Annotated in this window: 16 protein-coding genes and 1 tRNA gene; 9 read left to right on the forward strand and 8 right to left on the reverse strand. The window is 62.0% G+C overall.

Going from position 1 to position 20,763, the window contains the following annotated elements:
* Positions 1-106 precede the first annotated feature (106 nt).
* Positions 107-181 (forward strand) — tRNA-Gln (locus JAO75_RS20685).
* 152 nt (positions 182-333) lie between these two features.
* A complete protein-coding gene (locus JAO75_RS20690) occupies positions 334-3,447 on the forward strand; it encodes a PAS domain-containing protein (RefSeq protein ID WP_199051040.1) in 3,114 nt (1,037 codons plus the stop codon).
* Between the two features lie 11 nt (positions 3,448-3,458).
* Here the strand turns inward: JAO75_RS20690 and JAO75_RS20695 are convergent, their stop codons facing one another.
* The 7 genes from JAO75_RS20695 to JAO75_RS20725 all read right to left on the reverse strand — a co-directional run bounded on the left by JAO75_RS20695 (position 3,459) and on the right by JAO75_RS20725 (position 10,367).
* Positions 3,459-4,103 carry a ThuA domain-containing protein gene (locus tag JAO75_RS20695; protein WP_199051041.1) on the reverse strand — a complete coding sequence of 215 codons (645 nt, stop codon included), beginning with the start codon at positions 4,101-4,103 and terminating at the stop codon, positions 3,459-3,461.
* Between the two features lie 30 nt (positions 4,104-4,133).
* Complete coding sequence (locus JAO75_RS20700; protein WP_199051042.1) at positions 4,134-5,309, reverse strand: Gfo/Idh/MocA family protein; 1,176 nt, start codon at positions 5,307-5,309, stop codon at positions 4,134-4,136.
* A gap of 5 nt (positions 5,310-5,314) precedes the next feature.
* Positions 5,315-6,082, reverse strand: a complete 768-nt coding sequence (locus JAO75_RS20705; protein ID WP_199051043.1) for a sugar phosphate isomerase/epimerase family protein — start codon at positions 6,080-6,082, stop codon at positions 5,315-5,317.
* A gap of 69 nt (positions 6,083-6,151) precedes the next feature.
* On the reverse strand, positions 6,152-7,231 hold the full coding sequence (locus tag JAO75_RS20710; RefSeq protein ID WP_199051044.1) for an ABC transporter ATP-binding protein: 1,080 nt from the start codon (positions 7,229-7,231) through the stop codon (positions 6,152-6,154).
* Positions 7,232-7,234: 3 nt separating this feature from the next.
* Positions 7,235-8,119 carry a carbohydrate ABC transporter permease gene (locus tag JAO75_RS20715; protein WP_199051045.1) on the reverse strand — a complete coding sequence of 295 codons (885 nt, stop codon included), beginning with the start codon at positions 8,117-8,119 and terminating at the stop codon, positions 7,235-7,237.
* Complete coding sequence (locus JAO75_RS20720; protein ID WP_199051046.1) at positions 8,116-9,051, reverse strand: carbohydrate ABC transporter permease; 936 nt, start codon at positions 9,049-9,051, stop codon at positions 8,116-8,118. The genes JAO75_RS20715 and JAO75_RS20720 overlap by 4 nt, the downstream gene beginning before the upstream one ends.
* Before the next feature lie 77 nt (positions 9,052-9,128).
* Positions 9,129-10,367 carry an ABC transporter substrate-binding protein gene (locus JAO75_RS20725; protein ID WP_199051047.1) on the reverse strand — a complete coding sequence of 413 codons (1,239 nt, stop codon included), beginning with the start codon at positions 10,365-10,367 and terminating at the stop codon, positions 9,129-9,131.
* A gap of 158 nt (positions 10,368-10,525) precedes the next feature.
* Here JAO75_RS20725 and JAO75_RS20730 point away from each other — a divergent pair, with 158 nt between their 5' ends.
* From JAO75_RS20730 to JAO75_RS20740, 3 genes are all read left to right on the forward strand, one after another.
* Positions 10,526-11,596, forward strand: a complete 1,071-nt coding sequence (locus JAO75_RS20730; RefSeq protein ID WP_246742634.1) for a LacI family DNA-binding transcriptional regulator — start codon at positions 10,526-10,528, stop codon at positions 11,594-11,596.
* Positions 11,597-11,640: 44 nt separating this feature from the next.
* Positions 11,641-12,654 carry a Gfo/Idh/MocA family protein gene (locus JAO75_RS20735; protein WP_199051049.1) on the forward strand — a complete coding sequence of 338 codons (1,014 nt, stop codon included), beginning with the start codon at positions 11,641-11,643 and terminating at the stop codon, positions 12,652-12,654.
* A gap of 250 nt (positions 12,655-12,904) precedes the next feature.
* The gene (locus JAO75_RS20740; RefSeq protein WP_199051050.1) at positions 12,905-14,362 is read left to right on the forward strand and encodes a phosphomannomutase; all 1,458 of its coding nucleotides are present in this window, start codon (positions 12,905-12,907) and stop codon (positions 14,360-14,362) included.
* A 10-nt stretch (positions 14,363-14,372) separates the two neighbouring features.
* Here JAO75_RS20740 and JAO75_RS20745 read toward each other — a convergent pair whose 3' ends face one another.
* Positions 14,373-15,266, reverse strand: a complete 894-nt coding sequence (locus JAO75_RS20745) for a glycosyltransferase family 2 protein (protein WP_199051051.1) — start codon at positions 15,264-15,266, stop codon at positions 14,373-14,375.
* Positions 15,267-15,594: 328 nt separating this feature from the next.
* On the opposite strand from JAO75_RS20745, the gene JAO75_RS20750 reads away from it, so the two are divergent.
* From JAO75_RS20750 to JAO75_RS20765, 4 genes are all read left to right on the forward strand, one after another.
* Positions 15,595-16,902, forward strand: coding sequence for a nucleotide sugar dehydrogenase (locus JAO75_RS20750; protein WP_199051052.1), 1,308 nt, complete (start codon positions 15,595-15,597; stop codon positions 16,900-16,902).
* Positions 16,903-17,032: 130 nt separating this feature from the next.
* The gene (locus tag JAO75_RS20755) at positions 17,033-17,836 is read left to right on the forward strand and encodes an ABC transporter permease (RefSeq protein WP_199051053.1); all 804 of its coding nucleotides are present in this window, start codon (positions 17,033-17,035) and stop codon (positions 17,834-17,836) included.
* A 9-nt stretch (positions 17,837-17,845) separates the two neighbouring features.
* Entirely contained in the window at positions 17,846-18,604 is a 759-nt protein-coding gene (locus JAO75_RS20760) for an ABC transporter ATP-binding protein (RefSeq protein ID WP_199051054.1), read from the forward strand.
* A 363-nt stretch (positions 18,605-18,967) separates the two neighbouring features.
* Complete coding sequence (locus JAO75_RS20765; RefSeq protein WP_210340347.1) at positions 18,968-20,752, forward strand: glycosyltransferase domain-containing protein; 1,785 nt, start codon at positions 18,968-18,970, stop codon at positions 20,750-20,752.
* Positions 20,753-20,763: the final 11 nt, after the last annotated feature.

Raw genomic sequence — 20,763 nt, forward strand, 5'->3', positions numbered from 1 at the left:
TGGGGCGGCCGCAAGGGGAGATTTGCGCCTTTCCTGTACGATTGGACCATCTGCAAAACGGTGTTGCCAGCCGCGTTTGGGCCGATTATGTACACGCCACACCTAATGGGGCGTCGCCAAGTGGTAAGGCAGCGGTTTTTGGTACCGCCATTCCCAGGTTCGAATCCTGGCGCCCCAGCCATCCTCATCTCACCAGTGCTAATACTTCTCTGCTTCGAAGCTGTAGAGGCGGGCTCGGCCATCTTCATTGGCCGTCAACCATCTGCAGGCTCGACCCGATAGGCCTCTTGCCTTAAGCCTTGGACTATAAGTGCAACAAATCTAGGGGCGGGCGTGGTTCACAGGCAGGATTGGGCGCCGCAGGTCGGGTTGCATGGGAGCAAGCCCCGGCTGCCGTCCTTGAGGGTGCGCCTGCTCCTGATCGTCTTTGCCCTGCTGCTGCCGACTTTCGCCGCGGCGGCTCTTGCCCTCTACACCGGGTACTACCGGGACCGTGAGGAAATCCGGAAGCATATGCTCGAAACCGGGCGTGCCCTGTCGCTGGTCCTGGATCGGCAGTTCGGGCAGGCGGAGGCGCTTTTGTGGGCCTTGGCCGCTTCGCCCGTCCTCCAGAGCAAGGACCATGCGGCCTTCGATGCCCTCGCGCGCCGGGCGACGCGCCTGCCGGAGGCCTGGGTCGTGGTCGAAGAACCGGGGCGGCAGGTGGTCAACACCCGCTTGACGCCCGGCGCAGCCCTGCCTGAACTGCCGGTGCAGGATCACTGGAAGGGCATCACGCCCGGGCAGGTGAGGGTCAGCAACCTCTTCACGGGAGTGGTTGCGAAGCAGCCGACCGTCGGCGTCGATACCCTGGTCATTCTCGACGATGGCTCGCCACGTTACATCTCGGTCATCGTGCCGGCGACAGTCGTCGGACGAATTCTCTCCGATCAGCGCCTGCCGCCAACCTGGATCGGTGCGATCCTGGACCGGAACGGCACGATCGTGGCTCGCTCCCGAAACCCGGAGCCATTCGTCGGCAGGCCCGCGACACAGGATAATGTGCAGCGTATCCAGTCGGGACTGGAGCAGGGGGTCTTCGAAGGCATATCCCTCGACAGGGAGGCCATGATCCTGGCCCTGTCCCGATCCCCGTCCTCGGGGTGGTCGACAATCGTGGCCCTTCCGAATTCGGAGTTTGATGCCGGGGGGCACGATCTTGCCCTTGCCCTGGCGGCTGCAGGGAGCGTGCTTCTTGCCCTGGGGGCCGCCCTGGCGTTTCACGTCACCCGGCGCATCACCCGCCCGGTCGAGGCCCTGGCAAGGGATGCCCTGGCGCTGCAGGATGGGCGCTTCGAGGCGCCTCTCCGTTCGACCGGCGTAGAATTCAGGGAAACCGCGGTGCTGCGACATGCCCTCGAGAGCACGCGCGAGGTCCTGCGCCAGCAGACCGCCGAGCGCGATGAGGCCTATGGCAGTCTCAGAGAGGTCAAGGAAAGCCTGGCGCTTCGCGTCGAGGAGCGGACGCGGGAGCTCGAAGCGGTCAACGCGAGCCTGCGGGAAAGCCAAGTGGCTCTTGCCGAGCGCGAGGCGCTCTATGCCGGCGTCTTCCGGGTCAGTGCGAATGGCGTCTTTGTCTTCAAGCTGCTGTCCCATGGGAGGATCGTGATCGAGGCATGCAACCCAGTGGTGGAGCAGCTCATCGGCAAGGCGTCTGCCGAGATCGTCGGCCGGGACCTGAGGGACATTCTGCCGTCCGATCAATGGCCCGTCATCGAAGCGCGCGTGCGCGAGTGCCTAACATCCGGGCACCTGACGGTCTACGAGCAGAATTACACGTTCCCTGTGCGCCGGGGCATATGGATGACGACCCTCGCTCCCATTCTCGAAGGGGACGAACCGGCCATGCGGGTGCTCGGCTCCCTGCGGGACATTACGCACGAGAAGGAGACCGAAGCCGAGCTACGACAGAGTCGGGACAGGTACAGCACGCTCTTCGAGCATTCGCCGTTCAATCTCGCGGTCATCGGAGTCTATCCAAACAATCGCTTCGTTTATGAAGATGCCAATTCGGCATTGCTCACGTCTCTGGGATTCGCCCGGGATGAGTTCGTCGGGAAAATGCCCAGGGAGATCTTTGCGCCCGAGACGGCCGAATACGTCTCCGGGCATTACCGCACCTGTGTCGCCACGAAGACGATCGTCGATTTCGAGGTGACCGGAAAGGTGCCGGTTGGGGAAGTCGTCCGCCGGACCGTCCTCGTCCCCCTGCTCGACGAACAGGGGCAGGTCACGAAGATCTTCGTGACGTCCATCGATCTCTCAGAACAGCGGCGCATGGAAGAGCAACTGCGCCAGGTGCAGCGCCTTGAGGCTGTCGGGCAGCTCACCGGAGGCATCGCCCATGACTTCAACAACCTGCTGACGGTGGTGATGGGCAACCTCGACATGTTGAGGCGCGCGAAGCCCGATCGCGCTCCGCGACTGATCGACAACGCCACCAATGCGGTCGAGCATGGGCGCAGGCTGACCTCGCAACTGCTTGCCTTCTCACGGCGCCAGCCGCTGAAGCCCGAGGTTGTCGACCTGAAGGACCTGATCGGCGGCATGGGAGACATGCTGGCGCAGTCCCTGCGGGGGGACATCACGCTCGAGATGGATTTCGCGGAGGGCCTGTGGGCCGTCGAGGTCGACCCCGCGCAGCTGCAGGCGGTTCTCATCAATCTGGCAGCCAATGCGCGCGACGCGATGCCAAAGGGCGGCAAGCTCACATTGTGCGTCCGGAACACCGTCTCTCACAACGACGGGCCGGTCGAGTTCGTGTCCGTTGAGGTGAGCGACACGGGAACAGGCATCGCGCCGGACGTCCTGCAGAAGGTCTTCGAGCCGTTCTTCACGACGAAGCCCATCGGGCGGGGGACAGGTCTGGGGCTGGCCCAAGTCTACGGCTTCGTTCAGCAATCCGGCGGAGCGGTCGACATCAAGAGCGAGGTCGGCCGTGGAACGACCGTCACCCTCCTGCTCAAGCGAACGGACAAGGAGCCCCTTCCGGCAAGCCCCCTTCAGGCCTCACGCATCCTGCTGGTTGAGGACAACTCACAGGTCGCCGAATTCGCCATCGCCTTGCTGCGCGAGCAGGGACATCAGGTGGAGCATTGCGCGACCGCTCAGGAAGCGTTCCAGTTCCTGGAGCGGGATGCGCGGTTCGACGCCATCTTCTCCGATCTCGTCATGCCGGGAGGAATGGACGGCTTGGATCTGGCCCGGATCGCCCGGCAGCGCTGGCCTGGTATTCCGATCCTGCTGGCGACGGGCTACAGCGACTCGGTCGAGCGCGCGGCGCAGGAGGGCTTTCCGATCCTGAGCAAGCCTTATCATCCTGCGGAGCTCGAGCGGGAACTGCGTCTGCTGATCTCCCATTCGGGCGGCGGATCGAACGTGCTGCCATTGCGGCCCCGTCAGGCCTGAGGGCAGGCCGTTCAGTCCCGAGCCGCCCAGACCATGCCGCGCCTCAGGATCGTGCGCATCTCCGGCACCTCGAATTCCTTCGCTACATGGCCGAGGGAGCTGTAGAACACGCGTCCCTGGCCGTGACGGCGCTTCCAGACAACCGGCATCACCACGCCGTCGATCCAAGACGCATGCTCGCCGGAGAAGGTGGTGGTCGCGAGAACCTCGTTCGACGGGTCCACATGCATGTAGTACTGCTCGGACCGGTAGTCGAAGTCGCCGATGCCCTCCATGATCGGGTCGTCGGGCCGGGTGATGTTGACCCGGTAATCGATGATGTTGCCCGGATGAGCCACCCACTGGCCGCCGCACATGAACTGGTACTCGACCGCCTCCCGGAACGCATCGCCCATGCCGCCGTGGAAACCGGCGAGGCCGGTGCCTTCGCGGACAGCCTGCGAGAGATTGGCGACTTCATCCTTCTCGATCTTCGACATGGTGAAGATCGGCACGATGAGGCTCATCGTGGAAAGTTGAGGGCTGGCGAAGGCGCGGGTCGAGGTCTCCAGGTGCACCCTGAAGCCCTCTTCCTGCAGCATACCGGCGACGATCCCGGCGCATTGCTCCGGCTCATGCCCATGCCACCCGCCCCACACGATGAGTGCTTCCCGCATCGTTCTATCTTCCCGTAATCGCCGGATGTCTCAGGCGGCGGTTGCCGTCTGAGGAAGGCCTTTCCAGAGGATCGAGGCGTCCGCGTCCTCCAGAGGCGCCGGACGTTCGAGGGTAGTGGTGATCGCCCTGGGCTGACCGGTTGCGGCGCCTTCGAGAATGCTGTGCATGACCTCGAGAACGTGCAGGCCCAGGCGCCCGCTGGAGCGATGCGGCGTGCCGTTCAGGACCGCGCTGGCAAGATCGGCGAGACCGAGTGCCCGGTAATTGGCTTTGTTCGGCACATCGGGCGCCCAGTTGGGCGAGCGCCAGTTGGGAACGCCTAGCGGCATCTCGCCCGAATCGACTGCGCGCCAGTCCCCACCGCGCTCAGTGACCTCCACATGACCGCCGAAGAAGTTCGGATCCGGCACGCGCAGCGACCCCTCTGAGCCGTAGATCTCGATGGCCGGATGACTGTGCTTCCATACATCCCAGCTCATGCAGAAGGTGACCTGCGCGCCCGAGGCGAATTCGAGCAGGGCCGTCACATGAGTCGGTGTTTCGACCGTGATGCTGTGGCCCTTGCGGGGCGATTCCGCCGTCACGATGCGTTCAGGGTAACCGATGCTCGACATGGCGAAGACGCGCTGCACCGGGCCGATCAGGTTGATGAGCGTGCTGAGATAATAAGGCGCCATGTCGAGGATAGGGCCGCCGCCGGGCTTGAAGAAGAATTCCGGGTCCGGATGCCAGTGCTCCATGCCGTGCGACATGAGGAAGGCCGCTCCTGACAGGATGCGCCCGATGCCGCCGTCGTCGACGAGCTTGCGGGCGAGCCGCCCGCCGGCGCCGAGGAACGTGTCGGGAGCGCAGCCGAGATGAAGGCCACGGGCCTCCGCCTCGTCCACGAGCCTGCGGCCCTGCTCGAAGTCGACCGCGAGAGGCTTCTCGGAGAACACGTGCTTGCCCGCACTGAGAGCTGCGAGCGAGACACCGAAATGGGCGGCCGGCACGGTGAGGTTGACCACGAGATCGATGTCGTCGCGGGCCAGGAGCTGATCGACCGTCAGGGCCTCAATGCCGTGGCGGCTCGCCTGGGCCTGGGCGACCTCCGGCCTCATGTCCGCGCAGGCACGCAGGGTGAGGCCGCGATAGGCCGGAATGTTCTGCAGATAGATGCCCGAGATGTTGCCGCATCCGATGATGCCGACATTCAGCGAATTCATGATCGTTAACCTTCGATGGAGCGCAGGAAGTCGAAGCTGGCGCGGGCGGTCTTCGCCGGGTCGGATGGCTTGTCGTGCTCGACCACCATCCATTCGGCTCCAGCCTCGCGGCACACGCGCCAGAGGTCGCGCCAGTTCAGAACGCCGGAGCCCACATCGGCCCAGCCATCCTGGTCCTCGTTCTGGCCAGCGGGCGCGATGTCCTTCACATGGGCGGCGGTGACCTTGTTGCGGTAGCGTTCGATCCATTCCTTGGGATCCGCATCACCGCGCACGAGCCAGGCTACGTCGACCTGCCAGGCAAGGGGGCTCGAACCGGCGGCGTCGAATATCAGTTCGAGCGCGGTCTTCGCGCCGTCTTTCGGCTTCAGCTCCCAATGGTGGTTGTGGTAGCCGAGGCGAATGCCTTGTGCCTGAAAGCGCTCCGCAATCTGCCCGAGCTTCTTGCCGAGCGCACGCCAGCCGTCAGCGGCCATGTCACGCTCCTCAGGGGGAACGGCCGGCATGTAGAGGTGCGTGAGGCCCAGGGTGCGGCAGGCCTCGACGATTGCCTCCGGCTTCTCGCGCAGGGCCGCCATGCTGACATGGCTGGAGGATGCTTTCAGGCCGCGCGCATCAAGCTTCGCGCGAACCTCGGCGGCCTTGTCGAGATGCGAACCGACAGTCTCCACGTAGCGATAGCCGGCATCGGCGACCGTATCCAGGATCAGGTCCAGATCCTCCAGGGTTCGCAAGGTGTAGAGTTGGATGGATAGCCTATCCGTGACGCTCATAGGGTCCTCAGGGTTCAGGAAAGCGGGCGCGACAGGCCGTGTGCGAGGCCTGTCGCAAGCTCGGTATCGTCAAAGGCGCTCGCCGGAATCCGCGGCGAACAGCGAGACTTGGGTGGGGTCGACATGGAGTGTCACGCTTTCGCCCGGCGTCGCCCGGCGGGATCCGGAGGTGCGGACCTGAACGGAGCCTGCGCCGTCGCTGCACCAGATCACCGTATCGGCACCCATGGGCTCGACGATGTCGACCGTGAACCCGGGCCAGATCCCGGTGCTTGAAATCTCAAGGTGTTCCGGGCGCACACCGAGCACCACGTCCTGACCGGCGGATGGGGCCGTCATGAACGGGTAGCCGGAGAGCGGCACGCGGCGATCGCCGGCCAGGAAGCTCAGGCCTTCCCCGGTGTTCTCGAGGCGGCCTTTGACGAAATTCATCTGCGGCGAGCCCACGAATCCGGCCACGAACAGGTTGGCCGGGCGGTGATAGATCTCGTCGGGCGTGCCGATCTGCTGGATTTTCTGCTCCTTCATCACCACGATACGGTCGGCCAGCGTCATGGCCTCGATCTGGTCGTGCGTGACGTAGACCATCGTAGTCTTGCCGAGCCGCGCATGCAGCCGCTTGATCTCAACGCGCAGCTCGTTGCGCAGCTTTGCATCGAGGTTGGAGAGAGGTTCGTCGAAGAGGAACACGGCGGCATCGCGCACCAGAGCCCGGCCGATGGCCACGCGCTGGCGCTGACCGCCGGAGAGCTGGTCCGGCCGCCGGTCGAGGAGGGGCGTGATCTGCAGGAGCTCGGCCGCCTTGGCGACGCGCTTCTCGATCTCAGGTCGAGGCGTCTTCGCCATCTTCAGGCCGAACGACATGTTCTCGCGGACGTTCATGCGCGGGTAGAGGGCATAGGACTGGAACACCATGGCGATGCCGCGGTCCTTCGGCTCCTCCCAGGTGACGTTCTTGCCGTTGATCCAGATCTGCCCCTCCGCCACGTCGAGCAGTCCCGCGATGGCGTTGAGCAGGGTGGACTTGCCGCAGCCGGAAGGGCCGAGCAGCACGATGAACTCGCCCTCCTGGATGTCGAGAGACAAGCCGTCGAAGACCTGGACGGCCTCGAAGGCGACGGTCACATCACGAACGGAAACGGTGGACATGGCTTACCCCTTCACAGCGCCGGCGGCGATGCCGCGGACGAACCAGCGTCCGGACACGAAGTAGACGACGAGCGGAACGAGCGCCGCCAGCATGGTGGCTGCCATGTCGACGTTGTAGGCGCGCTCGCCCTGCGTTGAATTGACGATGTTGTTGAGCTGCACGGTCATGGGCAGGTTCTCGCGGCCCGCGAAGGTCAGGCCGAAGATGAAGTCGTTCCAGATGCCCGTGACCTGCAGGATGGTCGCGACCACTAGGATCGGCGTTGACATGGGCAGGATCACCCGGAAGAAAATCGACCAGAACCCGCCGCCGTCAATGCGCGCCGCCTTGAACAGCTCGATGGGCAGTCCCGCATAGTAGTTGCGGAACAGGAGTGTCATGGTCGGCAGGCCGAAGATCACGTGGACCAGCACGATGCAGGTGAGCGAGTTGTAGATGCCCGTCAGCGAGAAGATGCGCACCAGCGGATAGAGAAAGACCTGGTACGGGATGAAGGCGCCGAGCAGCAGCACGCCGAACATGACGTTAGCGCCTTTGACCCGCCAGAACGACAGCGCATAGCCGTTAATGGCGCCGGCGATGATCGAGAGGATCACGGACGGGATCAGGATGCGCACCGAGTTCCAGAACCCGACACTGATGCCGTTGCATTCGAGCCCTGTGCAGGCGGAGGACCAAGCCTTGGACCAGGCCTCGAAGGTCATGGCGGCAGGCAGGGCCAGAATGTTGCCGAGCCGGATCTCCTCCATGGGCTTGAGCGATGTCACGACCATGATCCAGAGCGGCAGCATGAAGAACAGGGCTGCGGTCACCAGAAAGGCATAGACACCGAGGCGGCCGACGGTGAGATGGCGGGGACGGCGGCCTTGCGGCACGGCGGCGCTCATGCGTGCCTCCCTTGCGGACGGACGTAGCGGACGTAGACCCAAGGGGCCAAGACCGCGATGACGGTGATCAGCATGATGGTCGCGGCAGCCGTGCCGAGAGCGATGTTGTTGCGCTCGAAGAGGTGGTCCATGACGAACTTGGCCGGCACCTCGGTGGCGATGCCGGGACCGCCCAGGGTCATGGCGACGACGAGATCGTAGAGCTTCACGACCCCGGTCGTGAGAAGCACGACGGCGGTGACGACCATGGGCCGGAGGAGGGGCAGAACCACGGAGGTGTAGACGCGCCAAGTGGGGATGCCGTCGACCCTTGCGGCTTTCCAGAGATCCTTGTCGACGCCGCGCAGGCCCGCCAGCATGATCGCCATGGTCAGGCCGGCGCCATGCCAGAGGCCAGCGATCACGATGGTGTAGATCGCCATCCTCTGGTTCACGAGCCAGTCGAACGTGAAACTTTCAAACCCCATGTCGCGGACGAGCTTCTGCAGGCCGAGGCCCGGATTGAGGAACCACTGCCAGGCGACACCCGTGACAACGAACGACATGGAATAGGGATAGAGAAAGACCGTGCGGAAAAGGCCTTCGCCGCGCACGTTCTGGTCGATGAAGACGGCGAGCAGAAAGCCGATGATGAGGCAGCCCGAGATGAACAGGGTGCCGAAAATGACGATGTTCGAGGCTGACGTCAGAAAGCGGTCATTGGCGAAGAGGCGGCTGTATTGCGCGAAGCCGACCCAGTCGAGCTTGGGCAGAAGGGTCGAACTCGTGAACGAGAGCCGCACGGTCCACAGCATGCAGCCGATATAGACGACAAGAACGATGAGCGCAGTCGGCAGGAGGGCGATGGCCGCAGGCAAGCGCATTCTAGCACGGCGTCGGGTTTTCGTGCTGCCTGAAGGCATGCTGGGGGCGCGGATCGAAATGGTGTCCATTCGGAAGATCCCGTCGAGAAGATTCAAGCATCGGCGGTGAACGGCTCGCCCCAGCCCCAGGGGCGAGCCGAAGGGTTTTAGCCTGCGTCGCGCATGGCGCTGGTGATCTTCTCGATGAAGGTATCCGCCGTCATGTTCGGGTTATTCCAGTACTGGGTCACGGCATCCTGCATCGCGCCCGAGAAGTTCGGTGGGCTCAGGATCTCCATGCTTTCCACCTGGTTCGCCGGATCTTTCAGGATAGCGTGGGACTTCTGGGCGCAGACATCCATGGAGGACACGTCCACATCCATGCGCACCGGAATCGAACCCTTCTTCTTGTTGAACTCGAGCTGGCTGGCTGGATCGAGGAGAACCTCGACGAGCTTGTCCTGGGTGGCGAGCGTCGCCTTGTCCTTCGTCGCAGGGAAGACGAAGACGTCGCCGCCGATTACGAGCTTGGGCTCCTGTCCAACCACGGTGCAGCCATATTCCTTGCCGGCTGTCTGACCCGCGGCGATGAACTCGCCCTTGGCCCAGTCGCCGTTGAAGTGCATGGCCGCCTTGTCGGTGATGACGAGCGCCGTCGCGTCGTTCCAGTTGCGGCCGGGGCTGCCCGGGTCGACGAGCCCGCGCATCTTGCCGAAGAGTTCCACGGTTTCCTTGAACTTGGGGCTCTTCAGAACGTCTGGCTTGCGGGTGCCGTAGAGCTGGCGGAACATGTCGGCTCCACCGTGGCCGACAACCACGGCCCGGAACAGGTTGTGCTCCCAATTGGGCTGGCCGCCCAGGGCGATCGGGATGATTCCCTTGGCTTTGAGCTTCTCGCCGGCCTCGACCAGCTCGGGGAAAGTCTTCGGGGGCTGAAGCCCTGCATCGGCGAAGATCTTGGTGTTGTAGAACATCCAGTTCTGGCCATGGATGTTGACCGGAACAGCGTAGAACTTGCCGTCGCGCACAGTCGCATCGACAATGGGCTTGGGCATGATCTCGCGCCACTTGCCGGCTTTCGCCTGGGCGTCGACATCGCGCACCAGATCATTGCTGACCAGCTCGTCGAACTGCTTGCCGGTGTTGAACTGCATCATGGTCGGGGGATTGCCGCCCACCATGCGGTTGATGCCGGCCGTGCGGGCATTGGCGCCGCCGGCGATGGCGTTATCGACCCAGGTGCCGCCCGCCTTGTTGAACTGGTCGGCGAACACCTTCACGGAGGCGGATTCGCCGGCGGATGTCCACCAGTGCAGGACCTCGGCCTTCTGCTGGGCAAGGGCTCCGGAACTCCAGATCAGGGCAACAGAAAGGGTATACGCGGAGACGCGTGTCTTCATGCTCATGGCTTCCTCCCAGAAGCGTTTTATCGATTTTTGTAATCGATTACATCTTGTGATATAGGTTGTATGCGCTTTTTAGATTAGTCAAGACGCAAGTTGTGGCAAGTTATTATCCCTGATAGGGGGTGACGTATCTTGCGTAAGGCGCGGAGGTAACCTGCATGAGCCGAAAAAGGTGGCGAGCCGTCAAGGAGATACGCATTGCCGACGTCGCTCGACTTGCGGGGGTGTCTACGGCCACCGTCAGCCGCGTGCTGTCCGATCCGGACAAGGTTCGGCAAAAAACTCACGATCTCGTGATGGAGGCGGTGCGGCGCAGCGGCTACATCCCCAACAGCACGGCACAAAAGCTGCGCACGCGCCGCACCATGAACGTGCTGGTGATCGCCCCCAGGCTGACCAATCCCGTCTTCGCCGAGATCCTCCGCGGGGTCGACGACGAGCTGACCCAGTCGGGATACGGAATCATCATCGGCAATCTGGACAACCGCAGGGAGCGGGAGGCCCGCTATGTCGACTTGGCTCTGTCGCGCCAGGTGGACGGCATTCTCCTGCTGACCGGCTACATCCCGGAGAACGGCGCCCGCAGCATGCGGGACTCAGGCCTGCCCATCGTGGCCATGTGCGCCGCCATTCATGAGGACGGCATCCCCAATATCGTCGTTCAGGATCGTGAGGCTGCCCGGCAGGCTGTGGAGTACCTGGCTCGCCTCGGGCACCGCAAGTTCGGCTACATTTCGGGCACGCTCGGCTCCATCATCGAGGTCGAGCGCTTCGCGGGGTTTCAGGAGGGGATTGCCGCGGCCGGTTTCAGCCAGGACGATGTCGTGCGCTGGGAGGGGCCCTTCGTCTTTTCGACCGGGGTGTCGGCCGCGGAGGCCTTCCTGCAGATGAAGGATCGCCCCACGGGAATTTTCGCGGCCTGCGACGAGAGCGCGATCGGCTTCATCAAGCGTGTTCGCGCCGAACGCATCCGTGTCCCGCAGGACGTCTCGGTGATCGGCTTCGACGGCATCGAATATGCGGATTACACGGAGCCCACCCTCACCACGTTTCGGCAGCCGCTGCATGAATTGGGATGCGTCGGGGCGGATGTTCTCCTGAAGCTGATCCACAATGCGATGAAGCCTGAGGACTGGAGCATCCGGCTGCCTGTGACGCTGCTGGAGCGCGAGACGACCGGGCCCGTTCTGCACAAGGACTACAAATCCCTGCGTCGCTCGGCGGTCTGAAACCCGCATCCCGTTCGATAGCCACAACACCTGAGGAGAACACCATGCAGCCGGTTCGTTGGGGCATTCTGAGCACGGCCAAGATCGGTCGGACGAAGGTCGTGCCCGGCATGATGAAGAGTCCGCTCTGCGATGTTGTCGCTGTCGGCTCGAGAAGCGAGGTTGGCGCGCGTGAGATGGCTGCGGAACTCGGGATCGGAAAAGCATACGGCTCCTACGAGGCGTTGCTGGCCGATCCGGACATCGAGGCGATCTACAATCCGTTGCCCAACCATCTGCATGTGCCGATGACCCTGGCGGCAGCGGCCGCCGGCAAGCACGTTTTGTGCGAGAAGCCGATTGCCATCACGAGGGAGGAGGCGGAGCGGCTAACGCAGGTCTCATCGCAGGTGATGATCGCCGAGGCCTTCATGGTCCGCCACCATCCGCAATGGCAGCGTGCCCGTGAGATCATTCGAGAGGGAGATATTGGAGAGCTACGCTCCATCCAGGTCATCTTCTCGTATTTCAACGTCGATCCCGGCAATATCCGCAACAGGGCCGATATCGGCGGGGGAGGGCTCCTCGACATCGGCTGCTATGCGGTTGTGGCCGGGCGCTACTTCTTCGACGCCGAGCCGATTCGCACGATCGCTCTCGTCGATCGCGATCCGACCTACGGGGTGGATCGCACCACAAGCGCTCTTCTCGACTTCGGCAAGGGCCGGCAATTGACCTTCACCGTCTCGACCCAGGCCGTGCCGTTCCAGCGGATCCAGATGCTCGGAACCAGGGGGCGGGTTGAAATCGAGATCCCCTTCAACGCCCCTCCGGACAGGCCGACCCAGATTTTCCTCGATGACGGAACCGCCCATGGCGGGCTCTCGGCGAAGTCTATCGAGTTCCCGGTCGTCGACCAGTATGAGCAGCAGGGTGCTGCTTTCAGCCGTGCGATCCGGGGGGACACGCCGCTCGACTACGGATTGAACGATGCGCTCGCAAACATGCGGATTCTGGACGCCATCCGGCAATCGGCTGACACCGCCGCATGGGTGTCGATCTCTGAGCGATCAGACTAGGTGGCGGTTATTCCGAATTCCGCATACGGGATGCTGGGCCTGATTGGCTCTTGTGGGGCAGGTTCGCTTAGTCGACAATGCCTTCGTAGTAGTCCAAATTGACCTTCTCTCCATGAGGGTGACCGGCGCGCACCGAGTGGATGCGTTGACTTTGGTCCAGGCAAGTCGAAACTCGTTTCACTCTCATCGTCCTGCAAAAGCTCGCCTGTGAAATGGTCGGGTTATGGAAAAGAACGCAAAGGTATCTGGCATGGATTCCATTCCGACAGCGGTCTCATCTTCCCTCAAGTTCGGGACGAGCGGCCTGCGGGGCCTCGTCGTGGAACTGAATGGCGTGCCCGCCTATGCCTACACCCGAGCCTTCGCCGAAATGCTGAAGGCGGACGGTTCCGCAGCGGCGTCCGAGGGCCGTGTTCTGGTCGGGCGGGACTTGCGGGAAAGCAGCCCCAGCATTGCCCGGCTTTGCTGTGCCGCCCTGAAGGATGCCGGCCTCACGCCGCTCGATTGCGGGGCCCTTCCGACACCCGCGCTTGCCTATCATGGCATGCGTTTCGGCATCCCGGCCATCATGGTGACCGGCAGTCACATTCCTGAGGACCGCAACGGGCTGAAGTTCTACCGGGCTGAAGGCGAGATCGACAAAAGGGACGAGGCCGCCATTCTGGACTGGCACGCCCGGCTGGGCGTTGCGTCTCTTCCAGAGAGCGCCCGCACGTTCCAGGCCGAGGCCCCTGAGGTCGACCTGATCGCCGCCTACCAGGATCGCTATCGGGACTTCTTCGGAGCAGGGGCCCTGTCGGGCCTGACGGTGGGCGTGTATCAGCACTCCTCGGTGGCGCGGGACGTAATCGTCCGGATGATCGAGAGCCTGGGGGCGCGGGCTGTGCCGCTCGGGCGGGCCACGAGCTTCATCCCGGTCGACACCGAAGCTCTGCGCGAGGAGGACGAGGTTCTGGCCCGGCAATGGGCCGGCGAGCAGAAACTCGACGCCATCGTGTCGACCGACGGGGATGCTGACCGGCCCCTGATCTCCGATGCTGCCGGCTCCTTCCTGCGGGGCGACCTGGTCGGCGCCATCACGGCCCGGTATCTGGGAGCGGATGCGATCGTCACGCCTGTGACCTCCAACTCCGCCCTGGAGGCCTGCGGCGCCTTTGCGCAGGTGATTCGCACCAGGGTCGGCTCGCCCTATGTCATCGCCGGCATGGCGGAGGCCATACGCGCCGGGGCGAAGGCCGTCGTCGGGTTCGAGGCCAATGGCGGCGTTCTGCTCGGCTCCGACATCGTGCGGGAGGGCCGGAGCCTTGCCGCCCTTCCGACCCGGGATGCGATGCTGCCGATCCTGTGCGCCCTCGGTGAGGCCAAGGCCCAGGGCAGGTCCCTCGCGGAGGTCGGAGCCGGCTTTGCCTTCAAGGCAGCGGCCAGCAACCGCCTCAAGAACGTGCCGGGCGAAAGGAGCGGCGCCTTCCTGACGCGGTTGCAGCAGGATGAGGCTTTCCGCGAGGACCTCATGGAGCCTCTGGGAGGCGTGGCGGCGCTCGACGGGCAGGACGGCGTCCGCCTGACGGCCAGGAACGGCGAGGTCGTGCATTTCCGTGCCTCAGGGAATGCTCCGGAACTGCGGGTTTATGTCGAGGCGCCAACGCCCGAACGGGCTGAAGGCCTCCTGGAATGGGGGTTGGCTCAAGCCGAACAGCAGGTGGGCTGAAGCCTCGGGCTTATGGATCCAGAGGGCCGAAGCGGCCCGTCAGGCTATCGCGAATGCCGCGGGTCATCAGACGCAGCCGCTGGGCCTTTTTATCGGCAAGGGTCGTGTAGGTTCCAAGAAAGGCCAAGCAACGACTGATGAAGTAAAGCCGCCAGGCCAGAGGCGTATAGGGCTGGCGTGCGAGCCAGAGGGCATTCCTGACCCAGTAATAGTTCCGTATCGGAACATGAACGGCCACCTGGCGCGCGCCGAGCTTGACCGTTCCGCTCCCCAACCGGTGCTCCACCGTCGCGGTGGGTGACAGGAAGCTCCGGTATCCGGCCGCGCGGGCCCGGAAGCACCACTCGACATCGACTAGATCGATGAAAAGGTCTTCCCGGAACCCGCCCACCTTCTCCAGGACCGTCAGCGGGATCAGGGAGCCGGAAGCAATGATGAAGTCGCTGGCCACGGGCCGCTTTTCCCCCTTTAGGGAGATCCGGGACAGGCGAGGGCCGCTGGCCCGGTAGGCTCTGGTCTGCACCCCGCTGTTCAGCTCATAATAAGCCGGTCCGATGGCCGCCACGCCGCCTTGTTCGGCTTCAAGGGACTTCAGGTTCGCTCTCAGATCCGAGACCATCCCAAGTGCGAGAATTGTATCCTGGTCTAGGAGCAGGATGTGAGTGAAGCCGCCATCCCGGGCCACGGCAAGGCCCCGATTCTGTGCCGCGGCTATTCCCAAATTCGATGAACTATCAATAAGTTGCGCATCCGCTGCGGAAGCCAGCCGCCGCACGTCCTCCGCATTGGCCGACCCATTGTCGACCACGACAAGGCCCTGAACTTGCGAGGCAACGGCTTCCAGAACCCGGGCAAGCAAGTCGATGTCCGGATTGTACGTTACCGCAACGGCTAAGACATGCATCCATGGTCTCCGGGATCTCGCCGTCCTAGTAAAGAGATCCCCGAGGCGCGGCAAGCGAGGGCCAAGGCCTGCTGACCGCCTTTGCCGGCAACCCCGGGGTTTTCAACGATGGGTTTGCCGGGATCTGGGCCGGATTGAGGGTAAGGGTTGCTGGGTAAAGTCCAAAGAGGTATAGCGGCGCCGAAGTGCTCCGGTCAGGCTTGCAGGCCGTAAGCATCTTCCCTTACGGCAGGCGCGGCACTATGGCGCTTTCCGAAGGTATGCGGTCTGGACCAATGCGCCTATAGAAGGACCGCGCCACCTTACGCGCTTGAAGCCGAGATTTCCGATGCACAAAGACACGCTGCTGAAAAAACTGAACGATAAGACCGCCGTGATCGGTATCGTCGGGCTGGGCTATGTCGGTCTGCCGCTGTCCCTCCGTTATTCCGAGGTCGGCTACAGGGTTGTGGGCTTCGACATCGACCAGGAAAAGGTCGATGCTCTCATGCGGGGTGAGACCTACATCGAGCATATCGGTTCCGAGGGCATTGCGAAAGCGATTCAAAGCGGCTTTGAACCGACTGCCGATCTTTCGCGCGCCCGCGACGTGGACGCCTTGATCCTGTGTGTTCCGACCCCTTTGAACAAGTATCGCGAGCCCGATCTCAGCTTCGTTCTGAACACGGTGGATGCCCTCGTGCCGCACATGCGAGGCGGTCAGGTCATGTCCCTGGAGAGCACCACCTATCCCGGCACGACCGAGGAGGAGTTGCGTCCGCGGCTCGAGAAGGCCGGGTTCAAGATCGGGGAGGACGCGTTCCTCGTCTTCTCGCCGGAGCGCGAGGATCCCGGCAACGCAAAGTTCACCACCCACACGATCCCGAAGGTCTGCGGCGGCAGCACGCCTTCGTGCCTTGAGGTCGGCCTTGCTCTTTATGGGCAGGTCATCAACACCGTCGTGCCTGTCAGTTCCACCCAGGCTGCGGAGCTGACAAAGCTTCTCGAGAACATCCACCGTGCCGTCAATATCGGCTTGGTCAATGAAATGAAGATCATCGCGGACCGGATGGGCATCGACATCCACGAGGTCATCCGTGCGGCGGCCACCAAGCCATTCGGCTTTGTGCCTTACTATCCGGGCCCGGGGCTCGGCGGCCACTGCATCCCGATCGATCCGTTTTACCTGACTTGGAAGGCGCGTGAATATGGTCTCCATACCCGCTTCATCGAGCTTGCGGGCGAGATCAACAGCACGATGCCGGAATGGGTCATCGAGAAGGTGACCGAGGCTCTGAACGAGCGAGAGAAGCCGGTTCGGGGCAGCAAAATCCTCGTTCTCGGCATCGCCTATAAGAAGAACGTCGACGACATGCGGGAATCGCCCTCGGTCGAGCTGATGACTCTGCTTCAAGCGAAGGGTGCACAGATCGACTACAGCGACCCGCATGTGCCGAGCTTCCCGAAGATGCGCCGCTATTCCTTCGATCTTGAAAGCGTGGAACTTACGCCAGAGACGCTGGCCAGCTACGATCTAGTGCTTTTGGCGACGGATCACGACAGGTTCGACTACGACACCATCGAAAAGCACGCGAAGCTCATCGTCGACACCCGTGGGCGATATCTCGGAAAGCGCAGCAATGTGGTGAAGGCGTAATTGGAGTTATTTGAGGCTATCCGAGGCCCGGTCAGTCTCTTGCAACCCATCGGTATGCACTTCGTCATCAAAGCCGCTCTATGTTTCGGATTGACGGCTCGAAAATTTGAAACGGAATCAAGGAAGCAAAGTGAGAGCCGACGGTTCGAACATTTTGGAAGTACTACGGGAGGTTCGCGACGGTTGGCGCTGGCGTGAACTGTGGATGACCCTCGGATGGCGGGATGTGCAGTCGCGCCACCGTCGTTCACGAATTGGGCCGTTCTGGAACACGCTTAGTTTGGCTTTCGTCGCCACATGTATTGGTAGTCTCTATGGCGGGATCATGGGGCGTCCCATGTCCGAATATGTCCCTCATCTTGTTACCGGCTACATGATATGGGCATTCCTTCAGGCGCTGGTGATTGAAGGCAAGGACTCCTTCGTCAGTAACGCCGCCGCCATCCGGGAGATCGCCGTTCCAAAGACAGTGTATGTCTACAAAGCTCTCTGGAAGAACCTCATCATACTTGCGTTCAACTCACTCGTTTATGTTGCGGCGCTTGCGATCTTCCAGGTGTGGCCATTCCCAGGCATTGTTCTCCTTCTGCCGGCTTTAGCACTTGTGTTGCTCAACGGGATATGGGTTGCCCTTCTGCTTGGGTTGATCAATGTGCGCTACCGAGACTTGGGGCAGTTGGTCCCAAATGCCATGCGGTTAGCCTTCTTCGTGACGCCGATCCTGTGGTTTCCCGAGGATGCCACCGGAATCCGCACGATCTTCGTGGACTTCAATCCCTTCTACTACTTTATCGAGGTGCTGCGTGCGCCGTTGCTGGGGCAGGCGCCGCATTCTTTGATCTGGTTCGTGACCATCGCGATCACGCTGCTCGGTTGGGGCATAGCTGTGCCAATCTATGCTCATTGGCGCCGGCGGATCGCGTTCTGGGTTTGAGGTCGAACGATGGCGCTGATCAAGCTTGAAAACATAACACTGGAATTCCCAGTCCAAGCCTTGAAGTCGGATCGGCGTCGATCATCCGATGAGAGGCCTATCGGTGGTCAACTGTCATCGGGGCAGTCCGGTCACATGATCGTGCGGGCTTTGGATCAGTTGTCGCTCACGCTGGGACCCGGGGATCGCCTTGCATTGTTGGGTCACAATGGTGCAGGCAAAACCACGTTATTGCGAGTCATGGCCAAACTCTACGCGCCGACCCATGGGCGCGTGACCATCCAAGGACGTGTTGCGCCACTGCTGAACCTCGGCTTCGGCATGGACATGGACTCAACCGGCTATGACAATATCTTTATCCGCGGTCTCTTTCTCGGGATGAGCAAGGCCGAGTTGAAAAAGAAGGCGGATGTGATCGCCGAGTTCAGCGAGCTCGGCGACTTCCTTGATCTGCCCATGCGCACCTACTCTTCGGGCATGCGCGCACGGTTGGCGTTTGCCATCTCTACCCATGTTGAGACAGATATCCTGTTGCTGGATGAAGTCGTGGCGACGGGTGATGCCCGCTTCTTTAAGAAGGCGAACGAAAAGCTGGAGAGCTTTGCGCGGGACTCCAAGCTTCTGGTCCTAGCCTCTCACTCAAATAAAGTACTGCGGGAGCTGTGCAATAAGGCCCTTCTCTTGGAGCATGGCCGTGCCAAGGCATTCGGACCCATCGAGGAGGTCATTGAGACATACGCAGCCTCCACGGGGACCGACGGCAAATAGCGAGCGTGCATGTCATTCCAGCAGGAGTGGTTGAAGGAGCGACATGGACATGAGGCAGACATCTACACCCTGGTCACTCGGTTCCGTAGTTCCCTCATGGCGTGCGGGCCCTGAGCGGGGAGACTGTGACCTATGACCCAGGATGCTCGACCCTCGCGTCCCAACGATGCAGATCTCGATGCTGAGCGGGACACAGCCTCTCTCCAGGAGCAGCTTCAGTGCCAAAGGGAGGAGGTTGCTAAACTGCGGGCGACCATTCGGGGGCTGGAGACGGAGATCAGGGGGCTTCGGGGCTCCCTGTCCTGGACGGTAACGCGCCCTTTACGCGCCTTGGCGCGGGCGCTCCCGGGCGTGGCTGGGGGAGTGCAGCGCACCCTCGACCGAACGAAGGATGGACTCGCGACAATGCTGCCGAAGCCGATTGCGCAAGCCTTGTTTGACAACCGGTGGGATGTTCCTAGCGAGCTTGAGGAGCAGATCTCTGCCTACCGCCTCTCTGCTTCCACAGGACGCAAGATCGTCTTCTATACGGCAATATTCGGCGAGTACGACAATCTGCTTCTCCCAGAGCGCATCAATCCGTCCGTTGATTACGTGTGTTTTACGGATCGGCCACGAAACGAATACGGTGTTTGGCAGATGCGCTCGGCTCCGTACTACCATCCTGATCCGACCAGAATTGCGCGGTGGGTCAAAACGCACCCCCACGAACTGTTTCCGGGTCACGAGGTGGCTGTTTGGCTGGATGCCAACATCATCCTAAAGGGCGACATTCATGGCTATATCGAGATGGTTGAGAGCCAAGGTGCCGATCTTGGCCTGATCTCGCATCCGCATCGCGCCTGCTTTTATGACGAGGCTGAGGCTTGCAAGCGACTGAAGAAGGATTCTTCGAAGCTCATTGACAAGCAGGTCGAGGACTATAAGAGGGCTGGCCTGCCTCTGAAACAACCGTTGTTCGAAACCGGCTTCATGATCGTTCCACTGCGGAGCCGGGGCACAGCCAACGCTCTGCACCTCTGGTGGCAGCAGATCGAACGTTTCAGCCGTCGTGATCAGCTTGGTCTTGCATGGGTGAGCTATCGCTGTCCTGGCCTGCATATCGCCTCGCTACTACCACAGGGCGCCTCTGTGAGGGATCATGAGGATTTCCTCTATTTCCGGCACAGCTACGCGCGGGCCTTGGTGATCCCGGAGGCTCTCTTGAGGCTCGGTCGTCGTGCCGGTCCCTCTACAAACTCAAGCTTTGCCGAGGTCAGAAATCGGCACTTAGAGCCCTTAGCTGATGTTGCTATCGATATCGTAGTTTGCGTCCACAATGCCCTAGAGGATGTACGCCTCTGCTTGGAGGCCGCATGGGCGAACTTAGGGCCAAGTCATAAGATCATTGTCGTTAATGATCGTTCTGACGAGGAGACAACCTCTTACCTCCGCCACTTCGCGTCAAATCGAAATCGGGTCACCTTGCTCGAGAACGAGCAGAACCTGGGCTATACGCGTTCAGCGAACCGGGGCCTTGCTGCTGGAACTGCAGCTTTTCGCATTCTTTTGAACAGCGACACGATTGTGAGCGCGGACTGGGCCCTGAAGCTTCTCGATGCGGCAAACCGGAGCGAGCGGATCGGCATCGTCGGGCCCCTCTCGAATGCGGCAGGAGCGCAATCGATTCCCGATATCAAAAGCACCGGCAAGAACACGGCGATCAATGCTCTGCCGAAGGGAGTCACACCTGCAGACCTTGACCGAGCCTGCGAAACATGGAGCGATGTTGATCTCGTGCCCCGTGTGCCACTCGTCCACGGCTTCTGCTTCGGCATCAAGAAGGAGGTGATCGACAGCATCGGCTACTTCGACGAGGAGAACTTCAAGTTCTTCTATGGGGAGGAGAACGACTATTGTTTCAGGGCGGTTGAGGCTGGATTTGAGCTCGCCGTGGCCACGAATACCTTCGTTTATCACCGTAAATCGAGAAGTATCGATGAGGAGAAACGCGTAGTTCACATGGCCGAGGCCTGGAAGCGCTTGCGGGAGCTCTATGGTGCGGACAGAATCTTGGGGGCGTACCGGCAGGTTGAGGAGCATCCGGTCTTAAAGCGAATCCGCAAGGAAGCGATGCACTATTTCCAAAGTGCGGGTCAAGGGAGTTGAGCCTGGAACTC

Origin of the sequence: Microvirga splendida (genome assembly GCF_016427565.1) — a bacterium.
GTDB lineage: Bacteria > Pseudomonadota > Alphaproteobacteria > Rhizobiales > Beijerinckiaceae > Microvirga > Microvirga splendida.

Coding starts and splice junctions, on each gene's coding strand:
- JAO75_RS20735 (WP_199051049.1), top strand. CDS start 11,641: ATGCAGCCGGTTCGTTGGGGCATTCTGAGCACGGCCAAGATCGGTCGG.
- JAO75_RS20715 (WP_199051045.1), bottom strand. CDS start 8,119: ATGAGCGCCGCCGTGCCGCAAGGCCGCCGTCCCCGCCATCTCACCGTC.
- JAO75_RS20745 (WP_199051051.1), bottom strand. CDS start 15,266: ATGCATGTCTTAGCCGTTGCGGTAACGTACAATCCGGACATCGACTTG.
- JAO75_RS20750 (WP_199051052.1), top strand. CDS start 15,595: ATGCACAAAGACACGCTGCTGAAAAAACTGAACGATAAGACCGCCGTG.
- JAO75_RS20740 (WP_199051050.1), top strand. CDS start 12,905: ATGGATTCCATTCCGACAGCGGTCTCATCTTCCCTCAAGTTCGGGACG.
- JAO75_RS20720 (WP_199051046.1), bottom strand. CDS start 9,051: ATGGACACCATTTCGATCCGCGCCCCCAGCATGCCTTCAGGCAGCACG.
- JAO75_RS20760 (WP_199051054.1), top strand. CDS start 17,846: ATGGCGCTGATCAAGCTTGAAAACATAACACTGGAATTCCCAGTCCAA.
- JAO75_RS20705 (WP_199051043.1), bottom strand. CDS start 6,082: ATGAGCGTCACGGATAGGCTATCCATCCAACTCTACACCTTGCGAACC.
- JAO75_RS20730 (WP_246742634.1), top strand. CDS start 10,526: ATGAGCCGAAAAAGGTGGCGAGCCGTCAAGGAGATACGCATTGCCGAC.
- JAO75_RS20695 (WP_199051041.1), bottom strand. CDS start 4,103: ATGCGGGAAGCACTCATCGTGTGGGGCGGGTGGCATGGGCATGAGCCG.
- JAO75_RS20710 (WP_199051044.1), bottom strand. CDS start 7,231: ATGTCCACCGTTTCCGTTCGTGATGTGACCGTCGCCTTCGAGGCCGTC.
- JAO75_RS20725 (WP_199051047.1), bottom strand. CDS start 10,367: ATGAGCATGAAGACACGCGTCTCCGCGTATACCCTTTCTGTTGCCCTG.
- JAO75_RS20700 (WP_199051042.1), bottom strand. CDS start 5,309: ATGAATTCGCTGAATGTCGGCATCATCGGATGCGGCAACATCTCGGGC.